Source organism: Nonomuraea sp. NPDC001636 (genome assembly GCF_040298265.1).
In the GTDB taxonomy this organism is placed as follows: domain Bacteria; phylum Actinomycetota; class Actinomycetes; order Streptosporangiales; family Streptosporangiaceae; genus Nonomuraea.
This window is the reverse complement of the sequence record NZ_JBEOZT010000010.1, coordinates 123,182-138,528: the sequence shown is the minus strand read 5'-3', so window position 1 is coordinate 138,528 and position 15,347 is coordinate 123,182. Positions and strand designations below refer to the sequence as shown.

Here is a 15,347-nt window from a genome sequence, read left to right as displayed (position 1 = left end):
ATCATGGACACGATGGCCGTGGAGCGGAACGGCATCAACGCCGTCCCCGACAGCGAGCGGCGGGGAAGGCCGTCCGACCTGTTCTGGCCCTGGGCGGGGGCGAACCTGTCCCTGTTCGGGGTGGCCTTCGGCGTGTACGTCGTCGGGCTCGGCCTCGGCGTCGTCCCCGCCGTCGTGACCGGCGCGGTCGGGTACGCGTTGTCGTTCCTGCTGGTCGGCCTGGTCGCCGTCGCGGGCAGCCGGTCCGGCGTGCCGACGATGACGCTGGGCCGGGCGCCCTTCGGGTACCAGGGCAACAAGCTGCCCGCGGTGTTGTCGTACGTGTCGAACGTGGGCTGGGAGATCGTGCTCGTCACGCTCTCCGCGCAGAGCGGCGCCGCCATCCTGCGCCGCGTGGCGCCCGGGATCCCCGAGACGACCGCCACCGCCGGCTGCTTCGCCGTCGCGGCGCTGGTCGTGATCGCCGTCGGCGTGTACGGCCACGCCATGATCATGGTCGTCCAGCGTTACCTGACGTACGCGTTCGTCGTGCTGACCGTCGTCTACCTGATCCTCATGCTGCCCAAGCTGGGCGGCTCGCTGGAGACGACGGCGGGCCCCGGCGGCTGGGTGGGCGGCGTCATCCTGTCCATGACCCTGCTCGGCCTCGGCTGGGTCAACTGCGGCGCCGACTACTCCCGGTACCTGCCCGCCGGCTCCCGGCCCAGGTCGGTGGCCCTGTGGACGACGCTGGGCGGCGCGCTGCCGCCGGTGGTGCTGCTGGTGTTCGGCGTGCTGCTGGCCGGCGGCGACCCGAAGCTGGCCGAGGCGGCGGGCGGCGACCCGGTGGGCGCGCTGGCGGCGGCGTTGCCGACCTGGTTCCTGCTGCCGTACCTGCTGACCGCGATCGGCGGCTTCCTGGCCGGGGCGATCATGGACATCTACTCGTCGGGGTTGTCGATGCTGGCGCTCGGCGTGCCGGTCAGGCGGCACCTGGCGGTGCTGATCGACGGGCTCCTCATGGTGCTCGGCGGCTACTACCTGCTGTTCGTCTCCGACAACTTCTTCGGCACCTTCCAGGCGTTCCTGGCGATCATCGGCGTGGTGATGGCCGCCTGGGTGGCGATCTTCCTGGTGGACATGTGGCGGCTGCGGGACGGCGGCCGCGCCTACGACGAGCGCCTGCTGCGTCCCGGCGCGCCCGCTCTCAACCCGGCCGGGCTGGTCTCCCTGGTGGTGGCCTCGGTCGCGGGCGTCGGCCTGATCACCTCCGCGGACCGGCACATCGCGGCGGTCGTCGGGTTCCTGATGAGCGACGAGCTGCGGAACAGCACGTTCGGGGCGGCCAACATCGGCGTGGTCATCGCGCTGCTGCTGGCCGGGGTGCTGTACTTCGTGCTCACCCTGCGCCGCCGCTGACCTTCTCAGGACCGGGGAGCTTCCGTTACTGTTGGTGAACAGTTATGGACTTTCCGTGGTTGTCTACCGTATTGCGGTTGCTCAGGTGGTCCGTCCACGGCGCCTTCTGGGCGTCGCTGGTGATCGCCGTGCTGGCCGTGCTGGGCGAGGGGCGGTCCGCCGAGGCCGCCGGAGGCGTGCTGCTCGGGCTGCTCTACGGCCTGGGCCAGGTGATCCAGGGCGGCCCGCCGCGGCCGATGCTCGGGCGGGTGTGGCTGGGGCTGGTGACCGCGTGCTGGGCCGTGCTCGCGGTGACGGCGGCGCCGTTCGTGTGGGCGGCGTTCCCGCTGGTGTTCGCCTACCTGCGGCTGCTGCCGCTGTGGGCGGCGACGTTCAGCGTCACGGTGCTGACGTCGGCGGCGATCACGGCGGCAGAGTGGCACGCGGGCGAGCTGTCGGCGGCGCTCGTCGTGGGGCCCGCCGCGGGCACGGCGGTGGTGACCCTGCTGGCGCTGGCCTACCGGGAGCTGTGCGCCGGGAGCGCCCGGCCGCCGGCCGGCTGAGGTCAGTCCGGGCCGGGCCGGCGCCAGGTCTCGAACGGCGCGGGGGAGCTCATGCGCTCCTTGAACTCGCGCGCCCTGGTCAGGCAGTCGGGGCAGACGGGCTCGGGCACCGACCGGGCCAGGGCCTCCGGGGCCGGCTCACGCTGGGTGCCGAGCACCGTCCGGTCCGGAGGCAGACCGGTCTCCGGGTCGATGGTGATCATGGTGACGTTCGCGGTGGTGTAGGGGAACGTGCGCTTGCACGCGAAGCACGTGCCGATCGTGGTGATGTGGTCGTCTTCCATGGATCCGCCCTCCCTCACCGCACCGTACCCCGCGATCAGGGATTGCGGCGCAACGCCCATTCCACCGCGGGGCAGCGGTCCATGACGACGTCGAGCCCGGCGTCGAGGGCGCGCTGGGCGGCCGCCTCGTCGATCACGCCGATGGGCAGCCACACCGCCTTCGCGCCGGCCGCGATGGCCTCGTCCACGACCTGGCCGGCGAACTCCGAACGCCGGTAGACCGCGACCACGTCGGGCTTGACCGGCACCTCGGCCAGCGACGTGTAGCCCGGCTCGCCCAGGACCGGCCGGCCCGCCGGATGGACCGGGATGATCTTCTTGCCGCGCGCCTGGATGCGCTGGGCCTGGTCGTAGGCCGTGCGCTGCGGGTCGTCGCCGAGCCCCACGAACACCCACGTCCCGGCCTCGTGCAGCAGCTGCCTGATCACGCGCTGATCCGCGAAACGATCGTCCATGCAGGCGTCAACACGCCGGACGCGCGCGGGCTTCCCGCCTACGCCTGGGCGGTCGGCAGCACGACCACCTGGCGCAGGTTGACGTGCCGGGCCCGGCTGACCGTGTAGCCGATCAGGTCGGCGATCTCGTCGGCGGTCAGCGGGGTGAACGCCTCGAACATCCCGGCGAGCTGCGCGCCCAGCTCGGCGTTGTCGATGTGGTCGCCGAGCTCGGTCGCGGTCAGGCCGGGTTCGAGGTTGGTCACGCGCACGCCCCGCGGGCCGAACTCCGGGCGCAGCGAGGCCGACAGGTGGGTCAGCGCCGCCTTGGTCGCGCCGTAGACCGCGTAGTTGGGGAACGTGACGTGCGCGCCGATCGAGGAGATGTTCACCAGGTCGGCCGTCCGCCCGGCGTCCGCGGCGGCCAGCAGGTCGGCGGCGAAGGCGCCGGTGACGCGGAGCACGCCGGCGACGTTGGTGTCCAGCATGCGCGTCCACTCGTCGAGGCGGCCGTCCTGGACGGGGTTGGGCAGCATCACCCCGGCCGCGTTGACGACCAGGTCGGCCCGGCCCAGCCCGGTGTGGACGACCTCCACGGCGGCGGCCACGCTCGCGTCGTCGGTGACGTCCACGGTGACGGGCAGCGCGGTGCCGCCGTCCGCGGCGATCTTGGCGGCCAGCTCGGCCAGCCGGTCGGCGCGGCGGGCGAGCAGGGCCACCTTGGCGCCGTTGGCGGCCAGCAGGCGGGCCGTGGCCTCGCCCATGCCGCTGGCGGCTCCGGTCACGACGGCGATGCGGCCCGCGAGGTTCTCGTAGTTCGTCATGCCTCTCACCTTGGCCGAGCCGCACGGACTTACCCAGCGCACGGCTTTTCCTGGTAACGGCGGTACTACCCTGAAGCGGTGGAAGGTGATTTGGGGCAGTTTCTCCGTTCTCGTCGGGCCCGGATCCATCCGGCGGACGCCGGACTGCCCACGTCGGGGCGGCGGCGGGTCAGCGGCCTGCGGCGCGAGGAGGTCGCGCTGCTCGCCGGGGTGAGCGTCGACTACTACATCCGCCTGGAGCAGGAACGCGTCCAGAACGTTTCCGACGCCGTGCTCGACGCCGTCGCCCGGGTCCTGCGCATGGACGACACCGAACGCGCCCACCTGCGCGACCTGCTCCGGCCGGCCAGGCACGTGAGCCGGCCCGTCCTGCGGCCCGGACTGAGCAGGCTGCTCGACCTGGCCGACGGCATGCCCGCCTTCGTCCTCGGGCCCCGGATGGACGTGCTGGCCTGGAACGCGCTGGCCGACCGCGTCAGCGGCTTCGCCGGCGTCCCGGACGGCCGGCGCAACCAGCTCCTGCAGGTGTTCCTGGCGCCGCACACGCGCACCCTCTACCCCGACTGGGCCGAGGTGGCCGCCGACACGGTCGCGTACCTGCGGCTGTACGCCGGCCGCCACCCGGAGGACCCGCTGCTGGCCGAGCTGGTCGCCGAGCTGTCGGCCGACCCCGACTTCGTCCGCCTGTGGGCCGAGCACGGGGTCGCCGAGAAGACGTACGGGACCAAGCGCCTGCGCCACCCCGAGCTGGGCGAGCTGGAGTTCGGGTACGAGACCCTGGCCGTGCCCGGCCAGCCCGACCTGGTGATCGTCATGTACACGGCCGACCCGGACTCGGAGACCGGCCGCGTGATCGCCCGGCTGCGGGAGGAGATCGGCTCCTCGCGGGAACTCGCCCGGTCCGGCCGTGGTTGAGCCGTGGTTGACCCGGGCGCGGGCCGGTGGGCATCGTGGGGCGGGTGACCGCCGATGACGTCGCCCTGACCAACCTCGACCAGCCGCTGTTCGACGGGTCCTGCGCCACCAAGCGCGACCTGGTCGACTACCTCGACGCGGTCGCCGACCGCATCGTCCCGGCGCTGCGCGGGCGCGCGCTGTCGGTGCTGCGGGTACGGCCGGGCCAGGAACCCTTCATGCAGAAGAACCTGCCCAAATACGCCCCTTCCTGGATCAGGACCGTCAGCGTGTGGGCCGAGGCGTCCCGCAGGCAGGTGTCGTACGCGCTGTGCGACGACCGGCGCACCCTGCTCTGGTTCGCCAACCAGCGGGCCGTCGAGTACCACCCGGCGCTGTTCCTGGACGGCCGGCCCACGCACATGATCCTCGACCTCGACCCGCCCGAGGGCGACGACTCCTTCCCGCTCGCCGTACGAGCCGCCCACCTCGTCCGCCAGGCGCTCGCCGACGCCGGGCTGGCGGGCGCGGTCAAGACCAGCGGGGCCAAGGGCGTGCACGTGTTCGTCCCCGTCCCGCCGGGCACCGCCATGGACGACCTGGCCGCGGCCACCCGGGCGCTGGCCGCCCGCGCCGAGCGGCTCGACCCGGCGCTGGCCACGACGGCCTTCATCAGGGAGGACCGCGCGGGCAAGGTGTTCATCGACTCCACCAGGGCCGGCGGCGCGACGGTCGTGTCGGCCTACAGCCCGCGGGTGCGGCCGGGCGTGCCGGTCTCCTTCCCCGTCCCCTGGGACGAGCTCGACCGGGTCGTGCCCGCCGACTTCACCATCCACAACGCGGCCGGGCTGCTCGGCGGGCGCGACCCGTGGGCCGAGCTCATGCCGGAGCCGCGCGAGCTGCCCGCCGACCTGGTCGCGGAGGGGCACACCATCCCGGTGGCCCGTGTCCAGGCGATGCACGAGGGCAAGCGTCGCGCCCGCGCCCGGCGTGCCGAGTCACCGTAGTGTCCGGATATTGACGCGTTGCCGTGGGCCGGTAGACCTTCTCAGGGCTGCCTCGACGGGCTACGTTGCGAATCATTGCGGCTCGGGGGATTTCTCCGCATCTCACTCCTAGGGGAGCCTGCATGCGCAGAATCATCATCGCTTTGGTCGCCGCTCTCGCCTTACCCGTCGCCATGGCGGTCCCGGCGAGCGCGGGCCCGCTCGACGACGTCTTCGCCAAGCTGCTGGTGAAGCAGGTCAGGGGCGAGAACGTGAAGAAGCACCTGGAAGCACTGCAATCCATCGCCAACGCCAACGGCGGCACCCGCGCCGCCGGCACACCCGGCTACAACGCCTCCCGCGACTACGTGGCGGGCAAGCTGCGCAAGGCCGGTTACAAGGTCACGTTCCAGCCGATCAACTTCGTCGAGAGCTGGACGGAGAACAGCCCGCCCACGCTGAACCGGACCGCGCCGGACGCCAAGACGTACGTGCCGAACGAGGACTTCTACTCCTTCCAGCCGTCCCCCGCCGGGGACGTGACCGCGCAGGTCCAGGGCGTGGACCTGACCCTGCCGCCGACCCCGACGCCCACCTCGACCAGCGGCTGCGAGGAGTCGGACTTCGCCGGCTTCGTCGCCGGGCGCATCGCGCTCATCCAGCGCGGCACCTGCGCGTTCGCCCAGAAGATCCGCAACGCGGGCCGGGCCGGCGCGTCCGGGATCATCGTGTTCAACGAGGGCCAGCCGGGCCGGACCGACGCGTTCCCGCTGGACATCGGCGAATGGCGGGCGAACGTGCCCATGGTCTTCGCCGACTTCGCCGTCGGCAACGAGCTGGCCACCGGCTCGCCGACCGTGCGGCTCAAGGTCGACGCCAACCTCGTCCTGGGCACCAACGACAACGTGATCGCCGAGTCCCGGTTCGGCGACCCGCGCAACGTCGTCATGGTCGGCGGGCACCTCGACAGCGTGACCGTCGGCCCCGGCATCAACGACAACGGCTCGGGCAGCGCGACCATCCTCGAAGTGGCCGAGGAGATGGCGCTCTTCCCGGTCAAGAACAAGGTGCGCTTCGCGTTCTGGGCCGCCGAGGAGATCGGCCTGCTCGGCTCCGACCAGTACGTCGAGAAGCTGTCCCAGGCGGAGCGCGACCGGATCAGGGTCTACCTGAACTTCGACATGGTCGCCTCGCCCAACTACGCGTACAAGCTGTACGACGGCGACGACTCCGACGGCCAGGGCTCGCCGGCCGGTCCGCCCGGATCGGCGCAGATCGAGCGGCAGCTCGCCGACTTCTACGCCTCCCGCCACCTGCCCACCGTGGGCACCGACTTCGACGGACGCTCCGACTACGGGCCGTTCATCGCCGTCGGCATCCCCGCGGGCGGCATCTTCACCGGCGCCGAGGGCATCAAGACGGCGGAGGAGGCCGCGCTGTTCGGCGGCGTCGCGGGCCAGCCCTACGACTCCTGCTACCACCAGGCGTGCGACACGATCGCCAACATCAACGCGACCGCGCTCGACGTGGACGCCGACGCGGTGGCCGACTCCACGGCCAGGTTCGCCTTCAACCTGAACGGCATCCCGCCGCGGACCGCCGCCGCCGCGAAGACCGCGCTGTCTTCGCAGTCGGCACGCTGAGCAGGCGATCCCGGGCGGGTCGCCGCCCGCCCGGGATCCTTCAGCGGGTACGGCTCGGGGAGCGCAGGGCGGCGACCGCGGCGGCGGGGTCGTCGGCGAAGAAGCGGATCGAGGTGACCTCGGCCCGCCCGCCGAGCGGCCGCACCGCGACGACCGGCCCGCTCAGCTCCACCGTCACGTTCGTCCTGGACGCGACCGCGACGCCCAGCCGGCCGCCGTCCACGCTGATCAGCCCCGCCTCGTTGTAGCTCTGGACGGTCCGGACGGAGGCGATGAGGTCGCGCGGCACGCGCAGGTCGAAGTAGGCGGCGTACCGGACACGCAGCTCGTCCTCGGTGACCACGTGCGGCCTGGTGACGGAGGCGGCGGCCATGAAGACCACGAACAGCAGGCTGTACAGGTCCCCGACCAGCACCGGGACGCGGATCGCCGCCGGCACGTCGTTCACCACCAGCAGCAGGTCCACGACCGCCGTCTCGACGACCATCGCGAACATGAACAGGCCCAGGGTGAACGCCTGCTCCTTGGCGTACGGCACGACGGTCGCCCCCGCCGGGACGCCGTGCCGCCTTCGGGCCGCCCACAGGGCCACGCTGGTCAGCCCCGCCAGCTCGAACCTGAGCACCGCGCGCAGCACGCCCATCATCACGTCTTCTCCTTGGCGTCGGTCTCCGTGAGTTCGGCGAACAGCAGCCGGAGCACCTCCGCCTGCGCGGGCGACAACTCCCCGAGCATCGTCTCCATCCAGGACAGGTCGGCCCCCGGGCCGGAAGGCACCATTCCGGCTAGTTCGTCCGGTATGTGGGCGGCCATGTCCGCGGCGAGCGGCCCGATCCGCTCGTCCCCGGCCCGCGCGTCCGCCAGCTCGTCCAGCCGCCGGTACAGCTCGTGCCCGGTGGCGAGCGCGCCCGGCTCGGTCATCGGACGCATCAGCTCGGCCAGGCCCGCCTGGCCCTCCTCGTCGGACAACATGGTGGCCAGGGTCAGCAGCTCGTGATCGAACGCCCCGAACGCCGACCCGCCGCCGCCCAGGTCGCGCAGCACGGCCGCCGCGTCGGGGGACATCATCGACTCCGGGCTCAGGCCGGGCTGCGCGAGCAACGCCGCCAGCCGGGCCCGCCGCGCCGCGATGGCCTCCTGCTGCCTGGCCAGGTCGGCGTCCAGCTCCTGCAACGCCTCCCGGAAGTCCACGCCCCGGTCGTCGGCCAGCGCGTCCCGCAACTCCTCCAGCGACAACCCGAGCCCGGCCAGATGCCGCACCCGCGCCAGCCGTACGGCGTCACGCAGCCGGTACTCCCGGTAGCCGTTGGGCAGACGTTCGGGCTCGGGCAGGATTCCCAGGTGGTGGTAGTAGCGCACGGTCCGGGTCGAAACCCCGACCAGCGCGGCAAGCTCGCCGATCCGCATGCCCTCATTGAACAGTTTGACGTCGCGTCAAGGTCAAGCCGGTCTCAGGCGGGCCGGCTCGCGGGGACGTCCGCATGGTCTGAGGAACGTCTGGTCTGGGCCGTTCGTCGTCATTGCGTGAGCCTCTCCCCGGAACTTGACGAACGGCTGCGCGAGGCGTCCGCCAGGATGCACCGCGCCGAGCACGTCCGGCGGCTGCGCGGGAACGCCGCGCAGCAGCTCGCGGACGTCCGCGACACCCTGAAGGGCCTGGAGTCCGAGCTGGCCGACGAGGAGCGCGACGTCGCCCGGTTGGAGGGCGGGCTGTCCGCCGTCCTGTCCCGCCTGCTGGGCAACCGGGAGGAGCGGCTGGCGCGTGAGCGCGCCGAGGTGGTGGTGGCCAGGGAACGCGTGGACGGTCACCGCGCCCGGCTCGCGCAGCTCGAAGCCGACGTCGCGGCGGCCGACGCCGAGCTGGTCGTGCTCGACCCCGCCTCCCGCGAATACGCGCGGCTGCTGGCCGAGAAGGAGCAGCAGATCGTCCGGGGCGGCGATCCGCGGGCGCGGGAGCTGGCCGACCTCGGCGCCGCGCTCGACCGGGTGAGCGCCGAGGTGCGCGAGTGCGACGAGGCCCACCAGGCGGGGCAGGGCGCGGACGAGGCGCTGGCCGTCGTGCTGCGCCTGCTCGACTCCGCCAGGACGGCCTCCACCTTCGACGTGTTCGGCGGCGGCCTGATCGCCGACGCCTTCGAGCACGACCGGCTGACCAGCGCCGACAAGGCCGCCTGGCACGCCCAGCGAGCTCTGGACGTCTTCTCCCGCGAGCTGGCCGACACGGGGATCGCGTCCCGGCCGGTGATGCCCAAGGTGGACACGCGGTGGTTCGTGGACGCCTTCTTCGACAACATCATCAGCGACGTGCTCAAGCATCAGCGCATCGAGAAGACCAGGGCCGAGGTGCAGAGGCTGGCGCAGTGGGTGCGCGAGACCAGGGCGCACCTGCGGGGGCGGCGCGGCCAGCTGCTGGCCGAGCAGTCGCGGCTGCTGACCAGGCGCGAGCAGCTGCTGCGCCCCGAGTAGCCGCCCGTCCGGCGTGAAACCGATCCCTGTCGTCACGGACAGTAGTTGTGCGACTGCGATACGTGAATGATGGCGAGGACGCCGGCGCCACGGCGCCGTACCTCAAGGGACAGGAACGCGCTCATGCTCCGTACCACGACCAGCCTGACCGGCCTCGCCACCGCCGCCGCACTCGTCCTGAGCCTGGCGGCCCCCGCCTCGGCCGCGACCGGCACCCTCTACATCAACCGGGCGCAGTACGACGACCCCAGCGGCTGCTACACCTCCGACAGTCCGAACCCCTTCGTCTACAACCGGACCGACGAGCTCGCCATCGTGTTCCTCCGGCCGGACTGCCAGGGGCCGGTGACCGGGACGGTGCCGCCGAACGACGGCCAGGAGATCGTCGGAACCAGCGTGTTCATCCGGTAGGGAAAACGGTCCGGCCACGGCCCCGCGGCGTTGTGCGGGGTCGTGGCCGTCGTCGTTCCGGGGGAGGGGCGGCTCACATCGAGGCGGCGCCGGAGGCGAGGGCGACGATGCCGACGACGGTCATCAGCAGCGTCGTGCCGGGGTGCATGGTGATCGAGATGCGGATGTCCTGCTTCTTCCAGGCCAGCCAGACGCCGGGGTAGAGGAAGACGAGCTTCGACAGGACCGTCCAGGGGGCCCAGAAGTGGTACACGGAGAACAGCAGGGTGTTGAAGATCGGGGCCCACTTGCCGAGCTGCGGCAGGCGGGGCAGCAGGAAGCCGCGGAAGTAGTACTCCTCGATCAGCGGCAGGGTGAAGCCGGTGAACGGCCCGCAGACGAGCAGCGTGGTGAGCACGACCGACTGCGGGTAGCCCTGGAGGTAGGTGGTGCCGCTGGGGCCGGCGCCCTGGTAGTCCACCCAGGTGAAGAACCAGTCGTAGACGAGGTTGTCCAGCGGGGTCAGCGCGAGCGAGACGACGGTCATCCACACGAGGCACGCGCCCCCGAGCCACATGACCGTGCGGCGCGTGAGCGGCTTGTCGCGGTAGCGGACGACGCCCTGCATCGTGAAGCGGCCGGTCCGCTTCTTGCCCAGCCACAGCAGGAACAGCTGGAGCGGGAAGAGCACGATCGCGAGGGCCATGGCCCAGGCCGCGAAGATCGGCGCGCCCATCGCCCGCACCAGCGGGGCGGCGACGAACGCGTACACGGCGACGATGGCCGCGCCGGGCACCAGGTGCAGTGCGACGGAGAGCGGGACGGAGTGACGGTCCGCGAGGAGCTTCGCGACGAAGCCTGTCGGGTGGGAGCCGGCCGGGGGCCGCGTTGCTGTGTCCATGCCGGTAATCGTGGCCGGGCGACCCGACACGGCCCTGACATCGTTCTGACACGGCTTCGAGCCCCGTGAAAGGCGCACGTCACGAAGGGGCAGGGAGGTCTCAGGCGGGCCAGCGGCCGGTGCTCTTGGCGGCCTCGATCGCGGCGTGGCCCGCCGGGCGCATCCGCCCGGCGGCCGTCAGCGCCTCGGCCTTGGCGACGTTGATGTCGGACCAGGGGCTCCGGCGGGTGCGCGGCGAGTAGCGCTGGAGGTAGTAGTCGCCGTCGAAGGCCCTGCGGTGGCTGTCGATCCAGCCATGGCACAGGGCCTCGTCCAGGGCCTCGTCGAGGGTGACGGTGGTCGCGGCGCTGTTCTTCTTGGCGATCAGCAGCCAGACGTCGGCGGCCGTCCCGTGGTGTTCGGTGAGCCAGGACTTCCAGGCGGCGGCGTCGTCCAGGCGCAGGGCGTCGGCGGTCATCGTGGTCAGCCCTTCCGGCTCGCGAGGACGTTGAGGTAGTGGTGGTTGATCATGATGCCGAGGATGTTGCCGAAGGGGTCGCGGACGGAGGCGGTGGTGAAGCCGGGGCCGCGTTCGGTGGGCTTGTCGTAGGGGGTGGCGCCCATCTCCAGCAACCGGTCCCAGGTGGCTTCCAGGTCGTCGACGGCCCAGTAGACGATGGCGCCGCCGTCTTCGGCGCTCCAGTTCTGCGGGGCGTAGCGGGCGTCGATGATGCCGAGTTCGTGCTGGTAGTCGCCGACGCGGAACTCCACGTAGGCGGGGTCGCCCTGTTCGGGGCGCTGGAAGTAGGCGGGGGTGCCGAGGAGGTCGGCGTACCAGTCGCGGGCGGCGGCGACGTCGTGGGCGTAGAAGCTGATGGTGGTGAGTCCGCGGAGCATGTCCTCGTGCCTTTCGTGCGGTGGCTTGCGAGATCGATACTGCCAGGCAAAGTGCTCATCGAATGAGCACTTTTTCTGGCATCGTCGTAGACATGAGAGCGGATCGACTGGTGGCCGTCCTGCTGCTGATGCAGGCGCGCGGACGGGTGACGGCGGCGGACGTCGCCGCCGAGATGGAGGTCTCCGTCGCCACGGCGCGCCGTGACCTGGAGGCCCTGTCGGCGGCGGGCATCCCCGTCTATCCGCAGGCCGGGCGCGGCGGCGGGTGGGCCCTGCTCGGCGGCGCCCGCACCGACCTGTCCGGGCTCAAGGCCTCCGAGGCCAGGGCGCTGTTCCTGCTGCTCGGTCCGGCCGCGGCGATCGCGCCGGAGGCCAAGGCGGCGCTGCGCAAGCTCGTACGCGCGCTGCCTTCGACGTTCCGGCAGGAGGCCGAGGCGGCGGCGGACGCCGTCGTGGTCGATCCGGCCCGCTGGGGCGAGCACCGCCGTACCCGGCCCGCGCTCGTCAACCTGCTGGAGGACGCGGTGGTCCGGCGCCGGAAGGTGCGCCTCACCTATTCCGGACGGGAGCGCGTCGTCGAGCCGTACGGCCTCGTGGACAAGGACGACACCTGGTACCTGATCGCCGGCACCCCCGACGGGCAGCGCACCTTCCGCGTCGACCGGGTCACCGACGCCGAGGTCACCGAGGAGCCGGCCGGACGCCCGGCGGACTTCGACCTCGCGGCGGCCTGGGACGAGGTCGTCACCGCGATGGAGGCGCGGCGCGCGACGACCACGGCCACCGCGACCATCGAGGCCCGCTACCTGCGCGTCCTGCGCGACCGCTTCGGCCGCCACTGCGAGGTGATCTCCCACGGGGAGCGAGTGCGCGTCATGCTCACCGCGCCGACCGCGCTGGACATCGCCCGCCAGCTCGCGGGCTGGGGCGACCTCGTCGTCGTGGAGGGCCCGGAGTCCGTCCAGAAGGAGCTGGCGAAGCTGGCCGCGCAGCTCACGACGCTGTACGGCGGCGTCTGACGGCCCCTACCGGGCGGTGTCGCGCCGGTAGGTGTAGAGGATGAGGCCCTCGTGGAACCTGCCGATCCTGTCGTACAGGGCGCGGGCCTCGGCGTCTTCGAGGGTGTTCCAGTAGAGGCTGGGGTAGCCGTGGTCCTTGGCGTCGCGGGCCACCCACTCGATCATCGCCGTCGCGATGCCCTGCCGCCGGAACCCGGCGTCCACGAACAGGTCCGCCATGTAGCACCTCCCGGCGTACCAGACGCTGGCGTGGAACAGGTAGTGCGCGATGCCCACCATTTCGCCGTCCAGGCGGGCGGTGATCCCGCGGGTCTGCTCGTCGTCGATCAGGCGTCGCCAGGTCCGTTCGTAGGCGTCGTCGTCGCGTTCGGTGTCGAAGTAGGCGTCCTGCCCGCGGGCCAGCACTTCCCAGCGGGCGCGGTCGGGTTCGGTCAGGAAGTCGATCTCCAGCATGGCGCCATCCTGCCGCAGGCCGCCGCTCAGCGGTCGCGGACGAGGGCGAGCATCTCGTCCACCGAACCGGCCGGATCGGTGATCGGGAACTGCACGGCCCGGACGACCGCGCCGGGGTCGACCAGCAGGGTGAGGCGCTTGAAGCGGTCGACGCCGGCCGTCCGGAAGGTCGGCAGCAGCAACCCGGCGGCGAGCCGGTCGTTCTGGTCGGACAGCAGGGGAAAGGGCAGTTTCGCGTGCGTGACGAACGCGGCCAGCTGGTCGGGGCGCTGGGTGCTCACGCCGCGGATCGTGGCGCCCGCCGCCTCGAAGTCGGCGAACCGTGACGCGTAGGTGAGAGCCTCCAGGGTGCAGCCCGTCGTCCCGGGGATGTCGGCCCAGCCGGGCGGGTAGTCCTGGGCGCCCGGGGCGAACGCACCGGGGAAGAAGTAGAGCACCGTCCAGACGCCGGGCGCATTGGGCGCGACCAGCTCGCCGTCGTGGCGTTCCAGCAGGACGCCGGGGATCTCCCGGCCGACCAGCTCGTGCACGCGTCGGCTCTCGGCGGAGCCGTTCTCGCTGGTGGCGGTCAGGGCGCCGTCGCCCATCACGTGCCTGACGCCCCAGTCCTGGAGGGCGATGAGCGCGGGCAGCAGACCTTCGCCCTTCGCCGTCAGCACGTAGTCGTGGCGCGGCGGGCGGGTGGAATAGGGCCGGCGTTCGAGCACGCCGTGTTCGACCAGCTTGGCCAGGCGTTCGGCCAGGGCTCGGCGGCTGACGCCGAGCTCGCGCTGCAGGCCGTCGAAGCGGGTAGTGCCGCCCGCGATGTCGCGTACGACCAGGAACGTCCACCAGTCGCCGATCACGCCGAGCGCTTGCGCGATGCCGCAGTCGGAGTCGGGGAGATCGGCGCGCTTCACGGGCTCCAGTATAGTGCGTTCCAGTTTGGAACTGACTAGGCGGGAGGTGCGGGATGGGGCTCGACGGCGGAGGCGGTGCGGCCGTCTTCTGGCGGTGGTGGACGGCCGGCACGACCAGCGCGGTCGGCTCGGCGGTCGGGGCGGTGGCGTTACCGCTGACGGCCCTGACCGTGCTCGACGCCTCCGCGTTCGAGATGGGCGTGATCGCCGCCGCCGCTTACGTCGCCTGGATCGTGATCGGCCTGCCCGCCGGGGTGATCGTGCAGCGGCTCCCGATGCGGACGGTGCAGGTCGCCGCCGACCTGGCGCGCGCCGCGGCGATCGTGTCCGTCCCGGTGGCCTGGTGGCTGGACGAGCTGACCATCGCCCAGCTGGTGATCGTCGCCCTGGTGACCAGCTTCGCGAACGTGCTCTTCGACGTCGCCAACGCGACCTTCCTGCCGTCGATCGTGAGCAAGGAGCAGTTGCAGTCCCGCAACAGCCTGACCTCCGGCACCCACGCCACCACCCAGCTCGGCGGGCCGTCGGTCGGGGGGCTCGTCGTCCAGGTGCTCGGGGCGGTGCCCACCCTGCTCGTGGACGCCGTCAGCTACCTCGTCTCGGCCCTGCTGCTGCGGACCCTGCCCGAACGCCGCCCCGAGACCCCCGGCCACCAGCCGCCGATGCGCGAGATGATCCGCGAAGGCCGGCGGTTCGTCGTGCGCCACCCGGTCATGGGGCCGTGCATGTGGGCCGCCACCGCGGTGAACACGGTCTGCGGGGCTCAGCACGCCCTCTACGCGCTCTACCTGGTACGCGAGCTGCACGCCGAGCCCGGCCTGGTCGGCCTGCTGCTGGCGGTCGAGGGCGTCGGCACGCTGGTCGGCGCGGCCTCGACGAGCCGGCTCACGGCCCGGTTCGGCACCGCCCGTACGCTTGTCGGCTCGGGCTTCGTCGTGGTGGCCGGGGCGCTCGTCATCCCGCTCGGCGACGGCTGGCCGGGCTTCGTCGCGTTCGCCGTCGGCAACGTGGTGTTCGCCGGCGGGGTCGTGGTGCTCAGCGTGGTGACCCGGACGTACCGGCAGCTCGCCAGCCCACCCGAGCTGCTGTCGCGGGTGATGGCCACGGTCCGCTTCGTCTCCTGGGGCGCGATCCCGGTCGGCGGGCTGGCCGCGGGGGTGATCGCCGGGCTGCTCGGCGCGCGGGCGACCTTGTTGATCTTCGTCGCCGCGGCCGTCTGCGTGCCGCTGGTCCTGCTGGCCTCGCCGATCCGGCGCCTGCGCGACCTCACCGACCATCAGGGGAGCGAGGAGAGCCCAGGCGCGCAGGGCGTGCCGATCACATGATGATTCGCGGAAG

At 72.2% G+C, this 15,347-nt stretch carries 19 protein-coding genes; 9 read left to right on the top strand and 10 right to left on the bottom strand.

Annotation, left to right across the window (positions count from 1 at the left end; all coding sequences use genetic code 11):
- Positions 1-3: 3 nt before the first annotated feature.
- Positions 4-1,398, top strand: a complete 1,395-nt coding sequence (locus ABT158_RS20795) for a purine-cytosine permease family protein (protein WP_352355589.1) — start codon at positions 4-6, stop codon at positions 1,396-1,398.
- Positions 1,399-1,475: 77 nt separating this feature from the next.
- Positions 1,476-1,940: a hypothetical protein gene (locus ABT158_RS20790; RefSeq protein ID WP_352355587.1), complete on the top strand. Its 465-nt coding sequence runs from the start codon at positions 1,476-1,478 to the stop codon at positions 1,938-1,940.
- Positions 1,941-1,942: 2 nt separating this feature from the next.
- On the opposite strand, the gene ABT158_RS20785 is transcribed toward ABT158_RS20790, so the two are convergent.
- The 3 genes from ABT158_RS20785 to ABT158_RS20775 form a co-directional block, all read right to left on the bottom strand.
- A complete protein-coding gene (locus ABT158_RS20785) occupies positions 1,943-2,224 on the bottom strand; it encodes a hypothetical protein (RefSeq protein ID WP_352355585.1) in 282 nt (93 codons plus the stop codon).
- 35 nt (positions 2,225-2,259) lie between these two features.
- Complete coding sequence (locus ABT158_RS20780) at positions 2,260-2,652, bottom strand: CoA-binding protein (protein ID WP_352319836.1); 393 nt, start codon at positions 2,650-2,652, stop codon at positions 2,260-2,262.
- Positions 2,653-2,717: 65 nt separating this feature from the next.
- Complete coding sequence (locus ABT158_RS20775; protein WP_352355583.1) at positions 2,718-3,482, bottom strand: SDR family oxidoreductase; 765 nt, start codon at positions 3,480-3,482, stop codon at positions 2,718-2,720.
- A 78-nt stretch (positions 3,483-3,560) separates the two neighbouring features.
- Between ABT158_RS20775 and ABT158_RS20770 the strand changes: the two genes are divergently transcribed.
- The 3 genes from ABT158_RS20770 (at position 3,561) to ABT158_RS20760 (ending at position 7,005) form a co-directional block, all read left to right on the top strand.
- Entirely contained in the window at positions 3,561-4,397 is an 837-nt protein-coding gene (locus tag ABT158_RS20770; RefSeq protein ID WP_352355581.1) for a helix-turn-helix transcriptional regulator, read from the top strand.
- 44 nt (positions 4,398-4,441) lie between these two features.
- A complete protein-coding gene (locus ABT158_RS20765) occupies positions 4,442-5,383 on the top strand; it encodes a DNA polymerase domain-containing protein (RefSeq protein ID WP_352355579.1) in 942 nt (313 codons plus the stop codon).
- Between the two features lie 122 nt (positions 5,384-5,505).
- Positions 5,506-7,005 (top strand): M28 family metallopeptidase, encoded by a 1,500-nt coding sequence (locus ABT158_RS20760; protein WP_352355577.1) that lies wholly within the window; start codon positions 5,506-5,508, stop codon positions 7,003-7,005.
- Positions 7,006-7,045: 40 nt separating this feature from the next.
- On the opposite strand, the gene ABT158_RS20755 is transcribed toward ABT158_RS20760, so the two are convergent.
- Both ABT158_RS20755 and ABT158_RS20750 read right to left on the bottom strand, forming a co-directional pair.
- On the bottom strand, positions 7,046-7,654 hold the full coding sequence (locus ABT158_RS20755; RefSeq protein WP_352355575.1) for a hypothetical protein: 609 nt from the start codon (positions 7,652-7,654) through the stop codon (positions 7,046-7,048).
- The gene (locus ABT158_RS20750) at positions 7,651-8,412 is read right to left on the bottom strand and encodes a MerR family transcriptional regulator (RefSeq protein WP_352355573.1); all 762 of its coding nucleotides are present in this window, start codon (positions 8,410-8,412) and stop codon (positions 7,651-7,653) included. Before ABT158_RS20750 ends, ABT158_RS20755 begins: the two co-directional genes overlap by 4 nt.
- A gap of 117 nt (positions 8,413-8,529) precedes the next feature.
- On the opposite strand from ABT158_RS20750, the gene ABT158_RS20745 reads away from it, so the two are divergent.
- A complete protein-coding gene (locus ABT158_RS20745; protein ID WP_352355571.1) occupies positions 8,530-9,471 on the top strand; it encodes a hypothetical protein in 942 nt (313 codons plus the stop codon).
- A gap of 123 nt (positions 9,472-9,594) precedes the next feature.
- Positions 9,595-9,882 (top strand): hypothetical protein, encoded by a 288-nt coding sequence (locus ABT158_RS20740; protein ID WP_352355569.1) that lies wholly within the window; start codon positions 9,595-9,597, stop codon positions 9,880-9,882.
- Between the two features lie 73 nt (positions 9,883-9,955).
- Here ABT158_RS20740 and ABT158_RS20735 read toward each other — a convergent pair whose 3' ends face one another.
- The 3 genes from ABT158_RS20735 to ABT158_RS20725 form a co-directional block, all read right to left on the bottom strand.
- Positions 9,956-10,762, bottom strand: coding sequence for a CPBP family glutamic-type intramembrane protease (locus tag ABT158_RS20735; RefSeq protein WP_352355567.1), 807 nt, complete (start codon positions 10,760-10,762; stop codon positions 9,956-9,958).
- Positions 10,763-10,862: 100 nt separating this feature from the next.
- Positions 10,863-11,219, bottom strand: a complete 357-nt coding sequence (locus ABT158_RS20730) for a YdeI/OmpD-associated family protein (RefSeq protein ID WP_352355565.1) — start codon at positions 11,217-11,219, stop codon at positions 10,863-10,865.
- Between the two features lie 5 nt (positions 11,220-11,224).
- On the bottom strand, positions 11,225-11,638 hold the full coding sequence (locus ABT158_RS20725) for a VOC family protein (protein WP_352355563.1): 414 nt from the start codon (positions 11,636-11,638) through the stop codon (positions 11,225-11,227).
- A 92-nt stretch (positions 11,639-11,730) separates the two neighbouring features.
- Between ABT158_RS20725 and ABT158_RS20720 the strand changes: the two genes are divergently transcribed.
- Positions 11,731-12,657: a helix-turn-helix transcriptional regulator gene (locus tag ABT158_RS20720; RefSeq protein WP_352355561.1), complete on the top strand. Its 927-nt coding sequence runs from the start codon at positions 11,731-11,733 to the stop codon at positions 12,655-12,657.
- 6 nt (positions 12,658-12,663) lie between these two features.
- On the opposite strand, the gene ABT158_RS20715 is transcribed toward ABT158_RS20720, so the two are convergent.
- Positions 12,664-13,110 (bottom strand): GNAT family N-acetyltransferase, encoded by a 447-nt coding sequence (locus ABT158_RS20715; RefSeq protein WP_352355559.1) that lies wholly within the window; start codon positions 13,108-13,110, stop codon positions 12,664-12,666.
- Between the two features lie 26 nt (positions 13,111-13,136).
- The gene (locus ABT158_RS20710; RefSeq protein WP_352355557.1) at positions 13,137-14,009 is read right to left on the bottom strand and encodes a winged helix-turn-helix transcriptional regulator; all 873 of its coding nucleotides are present in this window, start codon (positions 14,007-14,009) and stop codon (positions 13,137-13,139) included.
- A gap of 53 nt (positions 14,010-14,062) precedes the next feature.
- On the opposite strand from ABT158_RS20710, the gene ABT158_RS20705 reads away from it, so the two are divergent.
- Positions 14,063-15,334: an MFS transporter gene (locus tag ABT158_RS20705; RefSeq protein ID WP_352355555.1), complete on the top strand. Its 1,272-nt coding sequence runs from the start codon at positions 14,063-14,065 to the stop codon at positions 15,332-15,334.
- Positions 15,335-15,347 lie beyond the last annotated feature (13 nt).